Here is a 17,763-nt window from a genome sequence, read left to right on the forward strand (position 1 = left end):
CAGCAGTGGACATGTACAAGCAGTGTTCTATGTAGTGGAAAACAAGGTGCGTCTCCGCACCTTGTTTCGCCTATTACTTATATGTTGCTTATGTGTGTTATTCAGAAATTTTAGCGTTGTCCACTAGGAACTCAACTGTGTTCTGCATACGGATATCGTTTTCAAGCATTTCAGTTCCACCTAGAGCTGTTTTGATCTGTTCAATGTCCATGTTGAATTGACCAGCCATTTTTTCAAGCTCTTTGTCGATGTCTTCTGAAGTCACTTGCATGTTTTCAGCTTCAGCAATTGCTTCAAGCGTCAATGAAACGCGTACGCGTGTTTCAGCATCGCCGTGCATTTGCTCGCGAAGTGCAGCTTCGTCCTGGCCAGAGAATTGGAAGTACAATTCAAGGTTCATGCCTTGCTGAGTCAAACGTTGTTCGAAATCGCTCATCATACGGTCCATTTCTGTATGGATCATGGCATGAGGAATGTCGATTGTTGCGTTTTCAGCAGCTTTTTGAACTAACTCGTCACGCAGTGTTGCATCAGCAGCAGATTTCTTTTCAGCAATCAGGCTGTCTTTCATTTTTGTGCGAAGAGCATCCAAGCTTTCAACTTCAGGGTCGATTTCTTTCGCCAACTCGTCGTTTAGTTCTGGAAGTTCTTTGCCTTTCACTTCGCTTACTTTCACTTTGAATGTTGCAGCTTTGCCTGCAAGTTCAGCAGCGTGGTATTCTTCTGGGAAAGTGACTTCAACGTCTTTTTCTTCTCCAGATTTTACGCCTACCAATTGCTCTTCGAATCCTGGAATGAACGAGTTTGAACCGATTTCAAGGGAATAATCATTTCCTTGTCCGCCTTCAAACGCTTCTCCATCTACAAATCCTTCGAAATCGATAACAGCTGTATCGCCTTCAACGATTGCTTCGTCTTCTTTAACAGTCAACTCAGCCAAACGCTCTTGGTTTTCTTTCAACTGGTTTTCGATGTCTTCATCAGATACTTCTGTATCTGGTTTTGCAGCTTCAAGGCCTTTGTATTCGCCAAGCTCAACTTCAGGCTTTACAATCACTTTCGCTGTAAACACAAGCGGCTGGTTTTTTTCGATTGTTTCGATGTCGATTTCAGGACGGTCAACCGGGTTGATTCCTGCTTCTTCAACTGCATTCGCGTAAGCGTCTGGCAAGATAAAGTCCAAAGCATCCTGGTAAAGTGATTCTACACCAAAACGTTTTTCGAACATTTGACGCGGCATTTTCCCTTTACGGAATCCTGGTACGTTGATTTCTTTAACAACTTTCTTAAACGCTTTATCAAGACCGGCGTTTACTTCTTCTGCAGGAACTTCAATTGTAAGAATTCCTGTGTTACCTTCTTGTTTTTCCCATTTTGCTGACATTATATAAGCCCTCCAAACATTTTCTAAAAAGTCATTTTACGTTTTATACGAATTTTGACAACTTCAATATTATAGCACAGATAGTGTCAGGTTCAACTATTTCTACCCATTCCGCATTTCAAACCACAGTTCTGCCTGCTGAATCAGCTCCAGCAGCTTTTCATCTTCATCAAATGACGTCATTCCGCTGAACAAGCCTTCTGTGTAATCCATGTAGGCCTGCGCGACTTCCACTTCTTCGTACTCGTCCCATGCGAACGGATACAATAGATAGATATGGCGTTCAAACAGTTCTTTCACCAGCTCCAGGCGGGTTGGGTCTTTTGCCAGTTCTTCTTCCATTATGGCTGTAACCTTCCGTATCCGGCTGTTGTTTATAGGATCTGGGAGGTTATTGATGGTGAATGTACCCTTGTAGTGAAACTTTTGCAGAGACACTTCTGCTTCAATTTTTTCTTGATAGAGCATAAACAGTATGTATGTTTTTGTTAGTAGATCAGCTTCTGGATGTTCGATAATCGCCAGCAACTTTTTTTTGAGCGCTTGATACGAAGTTGTCGGCAAATCCAAAATCAGCTGCTCTTGCTCTGAAGGATGTAACGCCAAAAACACATCGATGGCATAAAGCGAGGCATCTACTTTCTCCGAAGCGTTGGCGGCAATTCGTTCGTTGAGGTCACGCAATTGTTGAAACTGCTCAAGCCGCTCTTCCGGCAAAACTTTTTCTTCTATCAACAGTTCAATCATTTTTTCCGCTTCTTCAAATTCACGAACTTGCATTAAAATGCTTATGTATAACTCCATCGTCTCCAAGTAATGAATCGGGCCAATCTTCAACAACTCTCTGCACACTTCCAGAGCCTCTTCAAATTCACCGAGCTCGTAAAGGCAATAGGTATAGCCTCCTAAAGCGGCTGCATGTTCAGGTTCATATGTCAGTACTTGGTACAGGTTGTCCCGGGCATCTTCGTACTTTTCTTCTTTTAAAAAAGTCATGCCTTCGGAGAGCAGACGGTTCACGGTCGTCGGAAAGACGATCACATTCCCCATACGCTTTAACTCCCGGTATTTCTTCCGCATCCTACCACCTCATTTTGTGTCTCGTAATCATAGTATATTCCCTTTTGCCAAAAAATAAAAACCTTATCGCGAAGTGCATGACCGGCATTTACCACAAAGGTTTCTGGTCGTTGCTCAGCTCCATCATCTTAGGTATTAGGGACAAGGCTACAGCAAAGAGCATTAGTATCATGCTAATCGAATAAACCAAAGATAAATCAAAGATTGCGGCAAACGGCAACGGCAATAATACCAGCCAGTTGATGAGCGTCATACGCTTCCGTGATCTGGGGGTTGCGTACTGATGACTATGGCAATGCGGGCAGTTCATCGCTCCACTGAACTTCCAAGATGCCTTGATTGATTCTTTCCAGGTCCATTCGGCTCCACACGTTTTGCATGTCGGCAAAAAAAACGCCTCCTTAGTTATATAGTACGTGCTGCGGGAGGAATGGTTTCAGGGTTTAGTGATTAACACAAAGAAACCTCCCTGCCGTTCAAGGAACGAAGAGGAGGTTTCTTTGCAAATTATGTACATTCCTATAATGTCCCAGGAGGGATTCGAACCCCCGACCGACGCCTTAGAAGGGCGTTGCTCTATCCAGCTGAGCTACTGAGACCAAAGCTTTCTTAGAGTCCAGACGGTGGCACCTGCTGTTGCGGGCAACTTCGCTTTTCTTACGAAAGACAATTTTAATTATAGAAATGATTTGAAGAAAAGTCAATGCTATTTTAAAAAAACATTAGAATTAATTAATGGCGTTTATTTTTCTTCGTTCAGCCACGTTGGCATATTCTCATTGAGCTTGCGCAAGGCGTTGCCCCGGTGAGAGATTTCGGCTTTTTCATGCGGCTGCAATTCAGCCATTGCTTTGTCCAAACCAGGCACAAAGAACACTGGATCGTAGCCGAAACCATTATCGCCCCGCTGTTCTGACAAAATGATGCCTTCACATGAGCCTGAGAAGGTTTCGGTCTGCTGCCCTGGAGCAGCGACAGCCAAGACGCATCTAAAACGGGCTGTGCGTTCGTTTTCCGGTACACCGGCTAATTTCTCAAGCACTTTGTCGATATTCGCCTGATCGCTCTTAGCGCCCCCCGCATAGCGTGCTGAGTAGACGCCGGGTTCGCCGTTCAAAGCATCAATTTCCAATCCGCTATCATCTGAGATAACTGGGATGCCGAGTGCTTGTGAAACTGCTTCGGCTTTCAGGATGGCGTTCTCTTCAAACGTCACACCTGTTTCTTCCACGTCCATGTCCTGTGCCACATCACGCAGAGTCAACACTTGGTAGCCAAGCGGAGACAGCATGGTTTCGAAATCTTTGGCTTTGCCTTTGTTTTGAGTCGCGATTACAATCTTTCTCATAATTCTGCGGGCGCCTTTTCGCCAATGCGTTCCGCCAGTTCGCCCAGTGCGTCGCGCTGCATGGAGATTAATTGGCTGATGCCTGCTTCTCCAAGGTCCAGTAATTCGTTAAGCTGAACTCGAGTGAACGTTGATTCTTCTCCCGTTCCCTGCAGCTCGACAAAATGGCCAGCGCCTGTCATAACGAGATTCATGTCCACTTCCGCACTTGAATCTTCCACGTAGTTCAAGTCAAGAATCGAACCGTTTTCTGCGGTAACCCCAACACTTGTTGCTGCCAGGAAATCTGTTACTGGAAATGCCGGAAGATCCAATTTGCCGATTGCCATTGTCATGGCGATAAAGGCACCTGTGATCGATGCCGTACGAGTGCCGCCATCTGCCTGAATAACGTCGCAATCGATCCAAAGCGTACGTTCTCCAAGCTTCTCAAGGTCCACCACAGCACGCAAAGCACGGCCAATCAGACGTTGGATTTCCATTGTGCGCCCGCCGATTTTGCCGGCTGACGCTTCGCGGCGGTTTCGGCTGTTGGTAGCACGCGGAAGCATGGAATATTCTGCCGTAATCCAGCCTTTGCCCTGGCCGCGCAAGAATCCCGGAACTTTGTCTTCAATGGTCGCGGTGCAGATGACTTTGGTTTGTCCCACAGTAATCAATACCGAGCCTTCTGGATGAATCAAGTAATCAACGTCCACTGTTACCGGACGCAGTTCATTCGTTTGTCTATTATCTATGCGTGTCATAAAAATCCTCCTCGTATATGCTCAAATAGCTTACCATATTTCGCAGATAACGACAAAAACCTGATGGCTGGCAGCCGTCAGGTTTTATGGAAACGTATCGAGTGGATAATGGGCTCATTGATTCCGAGCCACTTGTGGATAATTGAGCCGAATATTTGCGTAGACCCCGTTGTATAGAAGTGATGCACCGGTGGCTGTTTCCAGTTAGCAAACTGTTTTTTATAGCTTAAGTAACGCTCGACATCTTTTGCCGTTTCTTCTGCCGATGACAGCACATGTACCGTATCCCCAAGCACTTCTTCAATAAAGTCTTGGAGCAGAGGATAATGTGTGCAGCCTAAAATTGCGGTATCGAACTCTTCGTAAGCAATTGATGCCAAGGTATCCTGAACAATGCGATGGGCAAACTCTCCTTCGTACTCATCACTTTCTACTAAAGGGACAAATCGAGGGCATGCCAGCTGCACCACATTGGCCGATGACACCAGTGACAGGATTGCTTTTTCGTATGCTCCGCTTTCTACCGTTCCTAACGTACCTAAAACAGCGATCTTTTTCGTTGTTGAAGATTTAATTGCAGCACGCGCTCCTGGGAAAATAACGCCAATCACAGGGATTGGCAGGTTTTTTTGCAGCGAGTACAGTGCGGCGGCGGTTGCGGTATTGCAGGCGATGACCAGCATTTTAATATTTTTTTTCATCAATGCATTGGCCATTTGCCATGTGTAGGTCCGAACTTCTGAAAGCGGGCGCGGGCCATAAGGGCATCTGGCATTATCACCGATATAGTAAATTTGCTCGTTCGGCAATAGTTTCATTATTTCTTTTGCGACGGTAAGTCCACCGACTCCTGAATCAATTACTCCGATTGGCGCATTCAACGTCATCGCCTCTATCCTATTTCATGTTTTTGTGCAATTTCTCAAGCAAAGCAGCAAATTGTTCTGCCTCGTCTAAGGTAAAATCTGCTAATACCGTTTCTAAGTATTCCTGGCGCTTTTGGATCACTTCTTCAATAACACGTTCGCCTTCTTTTAATAATTTAATTCGCACAACTCGCCGATCCTGTTCTTCACGGATGCGTACGACCAGCTCATTTTTCTCCATGCGATCAACCAAATCGGTTGTGGTGCTGAACGCCAAAAACATTTTGTTCGACAAATCGCCGATGGTCATGTCTCCGTGCTCAAACAGCCATTGCAGCGCAATGAATTGAGGCGGCGTAATCGTATAGGAATTTAAAATTTCCCGGCCTTTTTGCTTAATGATCCCGGAAATATAGCGCAATTCCTTTTCCATAAAGGCGATTCGTTCTAAATCATGGCTGATGCCTTGTTTGTCATCATTCATTACTGGATATCACTCCTTGAAAGCCTATCTTATTCCTATAGTGAAGGTTTTTTATTGATATAGCAAGAAAACCCTTAATTTTTTGCAGTTGCCAATTGGTTTGATCCGAGCAGCTCAATGTCCCGCTCTGTCCAAGGATGCCCTTTTCCAGTCTTCTTTGAAATTTGGACCATCGCCCCTCTGCCGGTAAAGCAGGTTTCCCCTTTTTCATTGACCGTCCAGTAATGAATATCAACAGAGGATGTGCCGATGCGCGCAATTTTGACTTGAACAGCTAGTTTTTCATCGAAAAAAACTTGTTGGACAAAATCCACTTGCATATCGGCTACGACCGGAAACAGCTCGTTGCCAGCTTCCAACCAGCGCTGCATTAATCCCAGCTCTTTTAAAAATTCGATCCGGGCAAATTCAAAGTAAGTTATCGGCACAGTATTGTTCACATGGCCAAACATATCCGTTTCGGAAAAACGAACTTGAACCGGAGCCGAAAAGAAAAAATCCTGTTTCCACTCTTCAAAATCCTCAATGTAATTTGCTTTCATAGGTAGCCTCCTAAGTTATTGACTGGGTATGGAAAACTCAAGTTATCTATTTCATTTTCTTAGTATATCAAAATTTTTGTCTATAAGCAGGCATTTTTATACTTGGCCAAAATAAAAAACCCCGCCGCAGCGGGGTTTTGTGTAGATACTAGTCAACCATTCTGTCGCTTCCGAAGAAGTTGCGGAACATTTGAACAGTCGTGTCGCGGTTCAACGCTGCGATCGACGTTGTCAAAGGAATTCCTTTTGGACAAGCTTCAACACAGTTTTGTGAGTTCCCGCAGCTTGCTAGTCCGCCTTCACCCATGATCGCGTTCAAACGAGCATCGCGGTTCATGGCACCCGTTGGATGAGCGTTCATCAAACGAACTTGTGAAAGTGGGGCAGCTCCGATGAAATCGGATTTATCGTTAACATTCGGGCATGCTTCAAGGCATACGCCGCACGTCATACATTTAGATAGCTCGTAAGCCCACTGGCGCTTGCGCTCAGGCATACGCGGTCCATCCCCAAGGTCATGCGTGCCATCGATTGGCACCCAAGCTTTAACTTTCTTCAACGAATCGAACATCCGGCTGCGGTCAATGACAAGGTCACGGACAACAGGGAATGTCTTCATCGGCTGAAGACGGATCGGCTGTTCCAATTGATCCACCAAAGCAGTACACGATTGACGCGCTTTGCCGTTGATGATCATCGAACATGCTCCACAAACCTCTTCCAGACAGTTCATGTCCCACGTTACAGGAGTGGTTTTTTTCCCTTCAATATTGACAGGGTTACGACGAATTTCCATCAATGCCGAAATGACATTCATGTTCATCACATATGGCAATTCGAACTTTTCCCAATACGAATCTTCATCCGTAGAGTTTCTGCGTTCGATTTCAAATATAACCGTTTTTGCTGCTTCACCCATGGTAAATTAGCTCCCTTCTATATCATGCTTTTGCAGAATAATCACGTTTACGCGGCGGAATCAACGAGGTATCGACTTCTTCGTAATGGAAGATTGGTGCATCAAAGCCATTGAATTTCGCCATCGTTGTTTTTAGGTACTCCTCATCGTTACGTTCCGGGAAATCCGGTTTGTAATGAGCGCCGCGGCTTTCGTTTCGGTTGAGTGCCCCGATTGTGATCACTCGTGCTAAATGTAGCATATTTCGCAATTGACGTGTGAACATTGCGCCTTGATTGCTCCAAAGCTGTGTATCCGTGATGCTGATATGGTTGAAACGCTCGAGCAATTCTTGGATTTTTTCATCCGTCTTCTGCAAACGATCGTTATAGCGTACAACTGTTACATTGTCCGTCATCCATTCGCCCAATTCTTTGTGAAGAACATAAGCGTTTTCTGTTCCGTCCAATGCCAAAATTTCTTCCCAGATGCGTTGTTCTTTCGCTTCATGCGCTTCGTAAATTGCTGAAGGAAGATCTTCTGCAAATACATCCAAGCCGTTTACGTAGTCAAGTGCGTTTGGTCCTGCAACCATCCCGCCGTAAATTGCTGACAGCAATGAGTTCGCGCCGAGGCGGTTACCACCATGCTGAGAATAATCACATTCGCCTGCTGCCAAGACACCAGGGATGCTTGTCATTTGGTTGTCATCGACCCACAATCCACCCATTGAATAATGGACAGCCGGGAAGATTTTCATCGGAACTTTACGAGGATCGTCCCCTGTGAATTTCTCGTAAATCTCAATAATCCCGCCAAGTTTAATGTCCAGCTCTTTTGGATCTTTGTGAGAAAGATCCAAGTAAACCATGTTTTCGCCGTTAATGCCGAGCTTCTGGTTAACGCAGACATCAAAGATTTCGCGTGTTGCGATATCACGAGGAACCAAGTTTCCGTATGCCGGATATTTTTCTTCAAGGAAATACCAAGGCTTGCCGTCTTTGTAAGTCCAAATACGTCCGCCTTCTCCACGAGCCGATTCTGACATTAAGCGCAGTTTGTCGTCTCCTGGAATTGCTGTCGGGTGAATTTGAATGAATTCGCCGTTCGCGTAGTATGCCCCTTGCTGATAAACGATAGAAGCCGCTGAACCTGTGTTGATCACAGAGTTTGTTGATTTCCCGAAAATAATCCCCGGTCCGCCAGTTGCCATGATAACAGCATCAGCGCGGAACGATTTGATTTCCATTGTCGTCATGTTTTGTGCTGTGATTCCTTTGCCGACACCTTGTTCATCAAGAACAAGACCAAGGAATTCCCAACCTTCATATTTCGTGACCAGTCCGCTTACTTCATAGCGGCGAACCTGCTCATCCAAAGCGTAAAGCAATTGCTGGCCAGTTGTGGCACCCGCAAACGCTGTTCTGTGGTACATGGTTCCGCCAAAGCGACGGAAATCCAATAGGCCTTCCGGCGTACGGTTAAACATAACACCCATGCGATCGAACATGCGGATAATTCCCGGTGCTGCATCCGCCATTGCTTTTACGGGACGCTGGTTTGCCAGGAAATCGCCTCCGTAGACAGTATCGTCAAAGTGAATATCCGGGGAATCCCCTTCACCTTTTGTATTTACTGCTCCGTTAATCCCGCCTTGTGCACAAACTGAGTGGGATCGTTTAACGGGCACGATTGAAAATAAATCGACGGGAGAACCTGCCTCTGCAACTTTAATTGCGGCCATCAAGCCAGCAAGGCCACCACCGACGATAGAAATTTTGCCCTTCGCCATGTTAGTATTCACTCCTCTTTTAGTTCACCAATGATTGAATCATTCTTAAACGAATGCAAACAATGCTCTCATACCAATAATCGATAGTACAACAAATACTAGAAGCGTGAAATAAGTTGCATTACGCTGTGCTGCTTGGGATTGTGTGATTCCCCATGTTACAAGGAATGACCAAATTCCGTTCGCAAAGTGGAAAACTGCGGCCAATACACCCACGATGTAGAATGCCAGCATAAATGGATTGTCTAAAATGTTTGCCATCATGTTGAAATCGGCTTCATCTGCACCGATTGCAACCTGGAATCTTGTTTCAAATACGTGCCAAGCGATGAAGACTACCAGGAAGACCCCTGTATAGCGCTGTGCAACAAATAGCATGTTGCGCAAATAGCTGTAGTGTCCAGGATTGTTCTTCGAAGTAAACGCTATGTATAGCCCGTAAAACGCGTGATACATAAGCGGCAAGTAGATGACAAAGATCTCCAAGAAAATAACGAATGGAAGATTAGCCATAAAGTGAGAGGCTGTATTGAATGACTCTACCCCTTGCGTAGCAAAATGGTTGATGATTAAGTGCTGCGTTAAGAATAAACCGATAGGAATGATCCCCAACAATGAGTGCAGCCTGCGCATTAAAAATTCACGATTGTTATTCAAAATTTTACCCCCCTCAAAACATTGATTGGCAGCGTCCAGAGCAGACAGTATATTACGAAAGCACCTGAAGCCGCACACCATCATGATACAATAATATGACATATTTATTGTACTCCCCCCCTTTGGGAGCGTCAAGGCAACGAAACTCATTCAAACAGATAGTTACCAAGCATTTTAAGCCTATTAGATGGTCTCTTCGCAACAAAACACGGAGAAATGTAACCGTTTTAATCGAATTGCACAAAAAAGCGATTCTCTAATTGAGAATCGCTTTTTCACTCTATTCTGGCCAATTCTACTGCTGTCGGTATTATTGCAATATTGCCATTGAGAATTTGAACGTTTTGTGAATATTTTCACGAACAGTTATTTCAAGAGCAATCGCCTCTGACTTATTTCACTTCTACCTCAGACAATTCATATGCCTCGTGCAACGCATTCGCAGATTTTTTCATATCCACTTCCGGCACAACCACTGAAATTTTGATTTCGGACGTACTGACCATTTTTACAGGGATTTCTTTTCTTCTCAAGATATCAAACATCCGTGCAGCAACCCCTGGATTTGAAACCATTCCAGAGCCGACAATCGATACTTTCGACAAGCCCACTTCAATGGTTACGGATAAAAAGCCAATTTCTTCTTGGGCTTCAGTCAGGACGCGCTGTGTTTCATCCAAGCTTTCCTGGCTAATGGAGAAAGAAACAGATGGTGGAAATTCATCGCTGATGCTTTGAACGATGATATCCACATCAATTTGATTTTCTGCCAGTTTCGTGAAAATATTAGCCAGCGATCCGTTAAACGGTTTTTTATAAGTCACAGTTACACGCGCAATACCTGGTTCAAATGCAACGCCTCTGACGATTAAGTTTTTCTCCACTGTAATCACCTCTTGTATAATTGTGCCAGGCTCATCGGAATAACTTGCTCTGACGGATAATGGTACGTGATTGTTTTTTGCAAACTCAACTGCCCTTGGGTGCAGGACACCCGCTCCAAGATTGGCAAGCTCCAGCATTTCATCATACGAAATTTGTTCCAATTTGCGCGCGCCTGTTACAAAACGCGGATCCGATGTATAGACTCCATCGACGTCGGTATAAATTTCGCATTTCTCTGCCTTTAATGCTGCTGCCAGTGCTACTGCCGTTGTGTCCGATCCTCCGCGACCAAGTGTCGTGATGTTGCCAATTTTATCGACTCCTTGAAAACCGGCGACCACACAAAAATAGCCGCTCTCCAACACGCGCTCAAGCCGTTCTGTATGAATATGTTCAATTCGGGCATTGCGCGGCACAGATTCGGTTTCGATCCCTGCCTGCCAGCCGGTAAAGGACAGCGCTTCATGGCCTAACTTTTTAAAAGCCATTGCCAACAAGGAAATGGTTACTTGCTCACCGGTAGCGAGCAGCATATCCATTTCACGTTTAGGCGGCTCAGAAGAAATTTCTCCGGCCAGACCAAGCAAAGTATCAGTTGTTTTGCCCATTGCTGAAACGACAATCACGACACGCTTGCCTTTTTCTTTTTCGCGGATGGCCCGTTCAGCCACTCCAATGATTTTTTCTGGAGTCGCAACGGACGTCCCTCCAAATTTCATAACGATCGTTTCCATTCTATTCACTCCCACATTTAATATGTGGCCCTCAAAATGGCTGGCAGTAAGGCCATTAAAGCAGCACCACCAGACACAAAAAGAGGCAGCTTACCGCAACCGCGGCAAACTACCTCTTTTATCATGCACGAAAAACGTCCATGTGAGATAGCCCTCCAGAGATTGACTCTGACAGCTCTGCACCTCTTAAGTGCAGAACCAGCATGCGTTTTAGCAGCAACACGCACACTTCGGCGACCGCCCCTTTCAGCATCCATCTCAGATTCTGCAAATCTCCGAATGCTTACTATTGACGTTCGCGCCTCTATCATCACTTTTCCAAGTGATCTAAATATTCTCTTACGATAGCACGTTATGACTCACTTGGCAACGTATCCTCTGCAAAATGCTGTTCGATGGACAACGCCAATGCTTCCGGCATGCCCGCCTGTTTGATTTCTTCTACAGAAGCTTCTTTGATCTTTTTAACCGAGCCGAAATGCTTCAGCAGCTGCTGTTTGCGCTTCGGCCCGACCCCTTCAAGTCCATCAAGTGCCGACTGAATCGAATTTTTGCCGCGCAATTGACGGTGGAACGTGATGACAAATCGGTGAACTTCATCCTGAATGCGCTGCATCAGATAAAATGCTTCACTTGTCCGCTTGAGCGGCACGACTTCAACCGGATTGCCATACAATAATTGCGAAGTTTGGTGCTTGTCATCTTTCGCAAGGCCGGCAATTGGAATGGATAGCCCAAGTTCATCTTCTAAAATCTCCCGCGCCGATGACATCTGTCCTTTTCCTCCGTCAATAACGATAAGGTCCGGCAGCGGCAATCCATCTTTCAATACACGCGAATAGCGGCGGCGAATAACTTCTCGCATGGCCGCATAATCATCGGGTTTTGACCCAGAACGCGTTTTATACTTGCGGTAATCTTTTTTGGAAGGCTTGCCGTCAATAAACGTAATCATCGCAGACACGGCATCTGCTCCCTGAATATGTGAATTATCAAATGCCTCAATGCGCAGCGGCGTCTGGATGTTCATCGCATCGCCAAGTTCCTGGCAGGCGCCAATTGTTCGTTCTTCTTGGCGCTCCAGCAGCTGGAACTTTTCTTTGATGGCAATTTCAGCATTTTTCTTCGCCAGCGCCACCAAATCTTTTTTCTTCCCACGCTGAGGCACGAGAACCCGAACTCCGAGCCATTCTTTCAGCATCTCTGGATCGTCTGCTTCCGGAAGCAGGATTTCGTTGGGTTTGACGTGATTGGGCTTTTCATAAAACTGTCCGAGATACGTCAAAAACTCTTCTTCAGGATCCCGGTATAACGGAAATAGCGAGACGTCGCGCTCAATCAACTTGCCTTGGCGCACAAAAAAGACTTGAACGCACATCCACCCTTTGTCGACAGCGTAGCCAAAAACATCGCGATTGGTAAAATCGTTCATTGCCATTTTCTGCTTTTCCATAACGGTTTCGATCATGGAGATTTGGTCGCGGTATTCTTTTGCCCGCTCAAATTCCAGATTTTCTGCAGCTTCCGACATTTTTGTCACCAATTCGTGTTTGACTTCACGGAATCCGCCATTTAAAAACTTGCTGATGCCATCGATCAATTCCTGGTAAGTCTCTTTCTCAATCGGCTTGACACACGGTGCCAGACATTGGCCTAAATGGTAATACAGGCAAACCCGGTCCGGCATGGTGTGGCATTTCCGCAGGGGATACAGACGGTCCAGCAGTTTTTTTGTTTCAGCTGCCGCATAGGCATTTGGATAAGGACCAAAATACTTCCCTTTGTCCTTTTTAACCTGACGGGTTGTGATCAGCTTTGGATGACGCTCCCCTGTGATTTTGAGGTACGGGTAGCTTTTATCATCTTTCAGCATGATATTGTATTTGGGATCGTATTTTTTGATCAAATTCAATTCGAGTATTAACGCTTCTTTGTCAGAAGATGTAACGATGTACTCAAAATCCTCGATTTCATTAACCAAGCGCTGTGTTTTGGTATCGTGGCTGCCGGTAAAATACGAGCGTACGCGGTTTTTGAGAACTTTTGCCTTCCCGACGTAAATGACGGTATTTTGGCGGTCTTTCATCAAATAACAACCTGGTTGATCAGGCAGTATTGCCAATTTATGCTGAATCAATTCGTTAGCCATTTTATCTCACCCTATTAAAAAACCGGGCGCCATCACTGGACCCGGTTAAGAATTAATTATGCGTGTTTTTCAACCATTTCAGCTAATGCTTCTTTTGGTCTGAATCCTACTACTTTATCGACAGTCTCTCCGTCTTTTAATAGTAACAAAGTCGGGATGGACATGATGCCGTAATTTCCAGCTGTTTCCTGGTTTTGGTCCACATCAACTTTTACGATTTTAACTTTGTCGCTCATTTCAGCATCCAATTCTTCAAGGACAGGAGCGATCATTTTACATGGTCCGCACCAAGTTGCCCAAAAATCTACTAATACGAGTCCTTCTGATACTTCTTGTGAAAAATTCTGATCTGTTCCGTGTACGATTGTCATGAATAATTCCTCCTTGTGGTTAAACCAAACTATATACAGAGTATAGCACGCGTGAAAAACACTAGCTATTTTTTTGCCTACTCTTCCAATACCCGTCAACTAGCAGGTTTAAACGAGATTTATTCTGCTCGTTTGGGGACCTATACAGGACGCAGGCCATGACAAAATACAAGCAAATACAGGATTAGGCAAGCATGCGTAAAACCACAAATCAAAAACAGGTGAAGAAAAATGCAACATTTTTCTTCACCTGTTCCAATTGTAAACTTCAGCAATCTGCCAAATCGCAGATTACATCACTTTCTTGAATTCTTCTGTCAACATCGGAATCACTTCGAACAAGTCCCCAACGATTCCGTAATCTGCTACTTTAAAGATATTGGCTTCTGGATCTTTGTTGATCGCAACAATTACTTTCGAGTTGGACATGCCAGCCATGTGCTGGATTGCTCCAGAAATACCGGCTGCGATGTACAGGTCAGGCGTAACTACTTTGCCTGTCTGGCCAATCTGCAGCGAGTAGTCGCAATAATCTGCGTCGCAAGCTCCGCGCGATGCACCAACGGCTCCACCTAAAAGGCTTGCCAGTTCCTGCAGCGAATCAAATCCTTCAGCACTCTTGACGCCGCGTCCTCCAGCTACGATCACTTTCGCTTCCGAAAGGTCGACGCCTTCACTTGATTTGCGGACAACATTTTTAATGATGGTCCGAAGGTTTGTGATATCGACCGACAACGAGCTGACTTCGCCCGAACGTTCTTGTCTTTCAAGCGGCGCAATGTTGTTTGAACGCACCGTTATAAAATCAATGCCATCTTTTAACTTCACTTTTTCAAACGCTTTACCAGAGAAAATTGGGCGGATGAATACAGCATCATCGCCTTCGCCTTCAATATCCGTTACATCCGAAATCAATCCGGACTGCAGTTTAGAAGCGATTTTAGGTGCTAAGTCTTTACCGACTGCTGTATGGCCAAAGACCAGGCCTTCAGGGTTTTCTTGTTCAACTACCGCCATAAATGCCTGGCCGTATCCGTCAGACGTGTAGGACTTCAAATGTGGATGTTCAACCGTAATCACACGGTCTGCACCGTATGCTACCAATTCAGCTCCGAAATCAGCAACCGAGTCACCGATCAACACTCCTACTACTTCTCCGCCATCGGAAATTTTCTTGGCAGCCGCAATTGCTTCAAATGAGACATTGCGCAAAGCGCCTTCACGCGTTTCGCCTAAAACTAATACTTTTTTCGCCATGGTCTGTTTACCCCCTAAGTAGATGTGAAAAAATGTTCCCGCCTTAACGGGTTGTCTAACTTCAAAAAAATTACAGAAACTTGCGCAAATTTATAAGGAACTGTTGTTTACAACAACTCATAGTTTAAAACGAAAGCTTTTTTCTCTATCACTCGATTCATCATAGAAGAAAGAGCGGAAGGCGGCGACTCCTGGGGGAACAGCACGAGCTGAAGACCCTGGACTGAGCGCAGCGAGGGAAGCGGCTGAAGCCGTGCCCCCGGAAAGCGTCCGCCTGGAGCGAGTTCTTCCAACAATTCTTTCAAAAAAACATTCAAAGTTAAGTTAACTATAACTTATTCTTGAATCATATGACTTTCGCTTCGTTGCGCAGCAAACCTACTAATTCTGTTACCTGGTTTGAGATATCGCCTTCAAGAATACGGCCAGCCGCTTTTTTCGGTGGCAAGTAGATTTCGATGGTTTCAGTTTTCGCTTCTACATCGTCTTCTTCGATGTCCAAATCATCCAATTCCAATTCTTCAAGCGGTTTTTTCTTCGCTTTCATGATTCCTGGAAGTGATGGGTAGCGCGGCTCGTTCAAGCCTTGTTGAGCAGTAACAAGAAGCGGCAACGACGTTTCCAACTCTTCCGCATCCCCTTCGATATCGCGAACGATGGTCACTGTTTCGCCTTCAATGCTTAAGCTGGTGATAGTAGTGACATAGTTAATGCCAAGCAAATCGGCAACACGCGGTCCAACTTGTCCAGATCCGCCGTCGATTGCAACGTTACCTGCTAAAATCAAATCAGCTTCTTTGTCTTTCAAGTACTCAGCCAATATGTAAGCTGATGTAAATTGATCCATTTCTTCCACATCGTCTTCTGTATTGATCAATACAGCTTTGTCAGCGCCCATTGCAAGTGCTGTGCGCAGCTGTTTCTCTGCTTCTTCATTGCCGATTGTGACCACTGTCACTTCGCCGCCATGTGCGTCGCGGACTGTAATTGCTTCTTCAATTGCGTATTCATCGTATGGATTGATGATGAATTCCGCACCGTCTTCCTGGATTTGCCCACCTGAAACAACGATTTTCTCTTCTGTGTCAAACGTACGTTTTACCAATACAAAAATGTTCATGAACGTAAACCTCCCAAGTATTATTTCCCTTTAAAATGTGCTTCACGTTTCTCCAGAAATGCCTGGATTCCTTCTTTTGCATCTTCTGAAACAAAAACAGTTCCAAAAGATTGTGCCTCTGCATTTACGCCTTCTTGATACGAGGCAGGCTTGGTGTATTGCAGCATTTCGATGGCCGCCTTAACAGAAACGGGACTTTTCTTCGCTATTTTGCGTGCGATTGTAAGCGTTTCCGAAAGTAAGTCTTCTTCTGCATACGCACGATTCGCCAAGCCGTATTGCGCTGCTTCTGTCCCGGAGATCGGATCACTTGTCAGCAGCATCTCTGCTGCTTTCGCTGTGCCTACGTATCGTGGCAGCCGTTGCGTTCCGGCAAATCCAGGGATCAACCCCAATTGAAGCTCCGGTAATCCCAGTTTAGCATTTTCAGTGACAAATCGCATATGGCAACTCATTGCCAATTCCAATCCGCCCCCTAAAGCCGCCCCGTGGATTGCCGCAATGACAGGCTTATGGAATGTTTCGACACGTTCAAAAACTTCCTGGCCCCTTGCTGACAGTTTTGAAAATTCTTCACCAGAAGAAACTTGCGTAAATTCCTTGATGTCTGCACCAGCAGAAAAGAACCTGCCTTCTCCGTGCAACACAATGACGCGAACCTCTTCATCGTTTTCTACCTGGTTCAACAATTCGTCGACTTCTAAAATAAGTGAACGGGACAACGCATTTGCCGGTGGACGATTGATCGTCGCGACCGCTACCCCGTCTTCTTTTTTCCAGCTAATAAATTCCATCCAATCAGTTCCTCCCTTTAAGCCTGCATGCCTTTCAGCAGCAGACGCTGAACTTTTGGTGCCAGTTCGACTAAATCATACTTATGGTCATTCATGACCCATGTAGTTATGGTCTCGTCCATTGTGCCAAAAACCATTTGACGGGCTAAACGAATATCCATTGCCGCATCAAACTCTCCGTCTTCCATGCCTTTGACCAAGATTTTGTCCATGAGTTTTAAATATTCCCGAAGTACGTTGTTGATCTTTAAGCGAATTTCGTGATTTGACTGCCGCAATTCCAGTTGCGTAACAATCGCCAAATGGATATCTCCGGCCAACAGTTCGAAATGGCTTTCAATCATTAACCCTAATTTGGTTGAAGCATCCAAATCACGGGAAATGATTTGTTCCAGTTTGCTGACAAACACACCCATTTTTTCTTGAAACACAGAAATCAAAATGTCTTCTTTATTTTTGAAATACAAGTAAATCGTTCCGTCGGCTACACCTGCCTGTTTGGCTATTTTCGAAACTTGCGCTTGGTGATAGCCATTTTCAGCGATAACAATTACTGCCGCGTCGATGATTTGCTTGTATTTCGGTTTATCTTTTTTAACCATTCTGTCACCACCCAAAAAAATATGAAAATATGAATGGCGATTCATTCATATTTT

19 protein-coding genes, 1 tRNA gene and 1 riboswitch are annotated in these 17,763 nt (G+C 45.1%); all 20 genes read right to left on the bottom strand.

The window, feature by feature from the left end:
- Positions 1-97: 97 nt before the first annotated feature.
- Positions 98-1,384: a trigger factor gene (tig, locus tag AC4EHK_RS10645; RefSeq protein ID WP_490978761.1), complete on the bottom strand. Its 1,287-nt coding sequence runs from the start codon at positions 1,382-1,384 to the stop codon at positions 98-100.
- A gap of 102 nt (positions 1,385-1,486) precedes the next feature.
- Positions 1,487-2,464 (bottom strand): tetratricopeptide repeat protein, encoded by a 978-nt coding sequence (locus AC4EHK_RS10650; protein ID WP_490978762.1) that lies wholly within the window; start codon positions 2,462-2,464, stop codon positions 1,487-1,489.
- 88 nt (positions 2,465-2,552) lie between these two features.
- Complete coding sequence (locus AC4EHK_RS10655; protein ID WP_490978763.1) at positions 2,553-2,852, bottom strand: TIGR04104 family putative zinc finger protein; 300 nt, start codon at positions 2,850-2,852, stop codon at positions 2,553-2,555.
- Positions 2,853-2,989: 137 nt separating this feature from the next.
- Positions 2,990-3,063: transfer RNA gene (locus AC4EHK_RS10660), tRNA-Arg, on the bottom strand.
- Between the two features lie 143 nt (positions 3,064-3,206).
- On the bottom strand, positions 3,207-3,812 hold the full coding sequence (locus AC4EHK_RS10665; protein WP_490978764.1) for an XTP/dITP diphosphatase: 606 nt from the start codon (positions 3,810-3,812) through the stop codon (positions 3,207-3,209).
- Positions 3,809-4,558: a ribonuclease PH gene (gene rph / locus AC4EHK_RS10670; RefSeq protein WP_490978765.1), complete on the bottom strand. Its 750-nt coding sequence runs from the start codon at positions 4,556-4,558 to the stop codon at positions 3,809-3,811. Before rph ends, AC4EHK_RS10665 begins: the two co-directional genes overlap by 4 nt.
- 77 nt (positions 4,559-4,635) lie before the next feature.
- On the bottom strand, positions 4,636-5,439 hold the full coding sequence (racE, locus tag AC4EHK_RS10675) for a glutamate racemase (RefSeq protein WP_490978959.1): 804 nt from the start codon (positions 5,437-5,439) through the stop codon (positions 4,636-4,638).
- A 16-nt stretch (positions 5,440-5,455) separates the two neighbouring features.
- On the bottom strand, positions 5,456-5,908 hold the full coding sequence (locus tag AC4EHK_RS10680) for a MarR family winged helix-turn-helix transcriptional regulator (RefSeq protein ID WP_490978766.1): 453 nt from the start codon (positions 5,906-5,908) through the stop codon (positions 5,456-5,458).
- A gap of 74 nt (positions 5,909-5,982) precedes the next feature.
- Positions 5,983-6,450 carry an acyl-CoA thioesterase gene (locus tag AC4EHK_RS10685; RefSeq protein ID WP_490978767.1) on the bottom strand — a complete coding sequence of 156 codons (468 nt, stop codon included), beginning with the start codon at positions 6,448-6,450 and terminating at the stop codon, positions 5,983-5,985.
- A 148-nt stretch (positions 6,451-6,598) separates the two neighbouring features.
- Complete coding sequence (gene sdhB, locus AC4EHK_RS10690) at positions 6,599-7,369, bottom strand: succinate dehydrogenase iron-sulfur subunit (RefSeq protein ID WP_490978768.1); 771 nt, start codon at positions 7,367-7,369, stop codon at positions 6,599-6,601.
- Between the two features lie 22 nt (positions 7,370-7,391).
- A complete protein-coding gene (gene sdhA, locus AC4EHK_RS10695) occupies positions 7,392-9,140 on the bottom strand; it encodes a succinate dehydrogenase flavoprotein subunit (protein WP_490978769.1) in 1,749 nt (582 codons plus the stop codon).
- Positions 9,141-9,185: 45 nt separating this feature from the next.
- Positions 9,186-9,797, bottom strand: coding sequence for a succinate dehydrogenase cytochrome b558 subunit (locus AC4EHK_RS10700; protein WP_490978770.1), 612 nt, complete (start codon positions 9,795-9,797; stop codon positions 9,186-9,188).
- A gap of 392 nt (positions 9,798-10,189) precedes the next feature.
- Positions 10,190-11,416 carry an aspartate kinase gene (locus AC4EHK_RS10705; RefSeq protein ID WP_490978771.1) on the bottom strand — a complete coding sequence of 409 codons (1,227 nt, stop codon included), beginning with the start codon at positions 11,414-11,416 and terminating at the stop codon, positions 10,190-10,192.
- Between the two features lie 140 nt (positions 11,417-11,556).
- Positions 11,557-11,731, bottom strand: a riboswitch (Lysine riboswitch).
- Positions 11,732-11,768: 37 nt separating this feature from the next.
- A complete protein-coding gene (gene uvrC, locus AC4EHK_RS10710) occupies positions 11,769-13,565 on the bottom strand; it encodes an excinuclease ABC subunit UvrC (RefSeq protein ID WP_490978772.1) in 1,797 nt (598 codons plus the stop codon).
- 56 nt (positions 13,566-13,621) lie between these two features.
- Complete coding sequence (trxA, locus tag AC4EHK_RS10715) at positions 13,622-13,936, bottom strand: thioredoxin (RefSeq protein ID WP_490978773.1); 315 nt, start codon at positions 13,934-13,936, stop codon at positions 13,622-13,624.
- Between the two features lie 291 nt (positions 13,937-14,227).
- On the bottom strand, positions 14,228-15,193 hold the full coding sequence (locus AC4EHK_RS10720; RefSeq protein ID WP_490978774.1) for an electron transfer flavoprotein subunit alpha/FixB family protein: 966 nt from the start codon (positions 15,191-15,193) through the stop codon (positions 14,228-14,230).
- Positions 15,194-15,300: 107 nt separating this feature from the next.
- A complete protein-coding gene (locus AC4EHK_RS10725) occupies positions 15,301-15,498 on the bottom strand; it encodes a hypothetical protein (RefSeq protein WP_490978775.1) in 198 nt (65 codons plus the stop codon).
- A gap of 41 nt (positions 15,499-15,539) precedes the next feature.
- A complete protein-coding gene (locus AC4EHK_RS10730; protein WP_490978776.1) occupies positions 15,540-16,313 on the bottom strand; it encodes an electron transfer flavoprotein subunit beta/FixA family protein in 774 nt (257 codons plus the stop codon).
- Between the two features lie 20 nt (positions 16,314-16,333).
- Positions 16,334-17,107: an enoyl-CoA hydratase gene (locus AC4EHK_RS10735; RefSeq protein WP_490978777.1), complete on the bottom strand. Its 774-nt coding sequence runs from the start codon at positions 17,105-17,107 to the stop codon at positions 16,334-16,336.
- Positions 17,108-17,124: 17 nt separating this feature from the next.
- Entirely contained in the window at positions 17,125-17,709 is a 585-nt protein-coding gene (fadR, locus tag AC4EHK_RS10740; RefSeq protein ID WP_490978778.1) for a fatty acid metabolism transcriptional regulator FadR, read from the bottom strand.
- Positions 17,710-17,763 lie beyond the last annotated feature (54 nt).

Source organism: Planococcus sp. TJ-307, assembly GCF_058268435.1.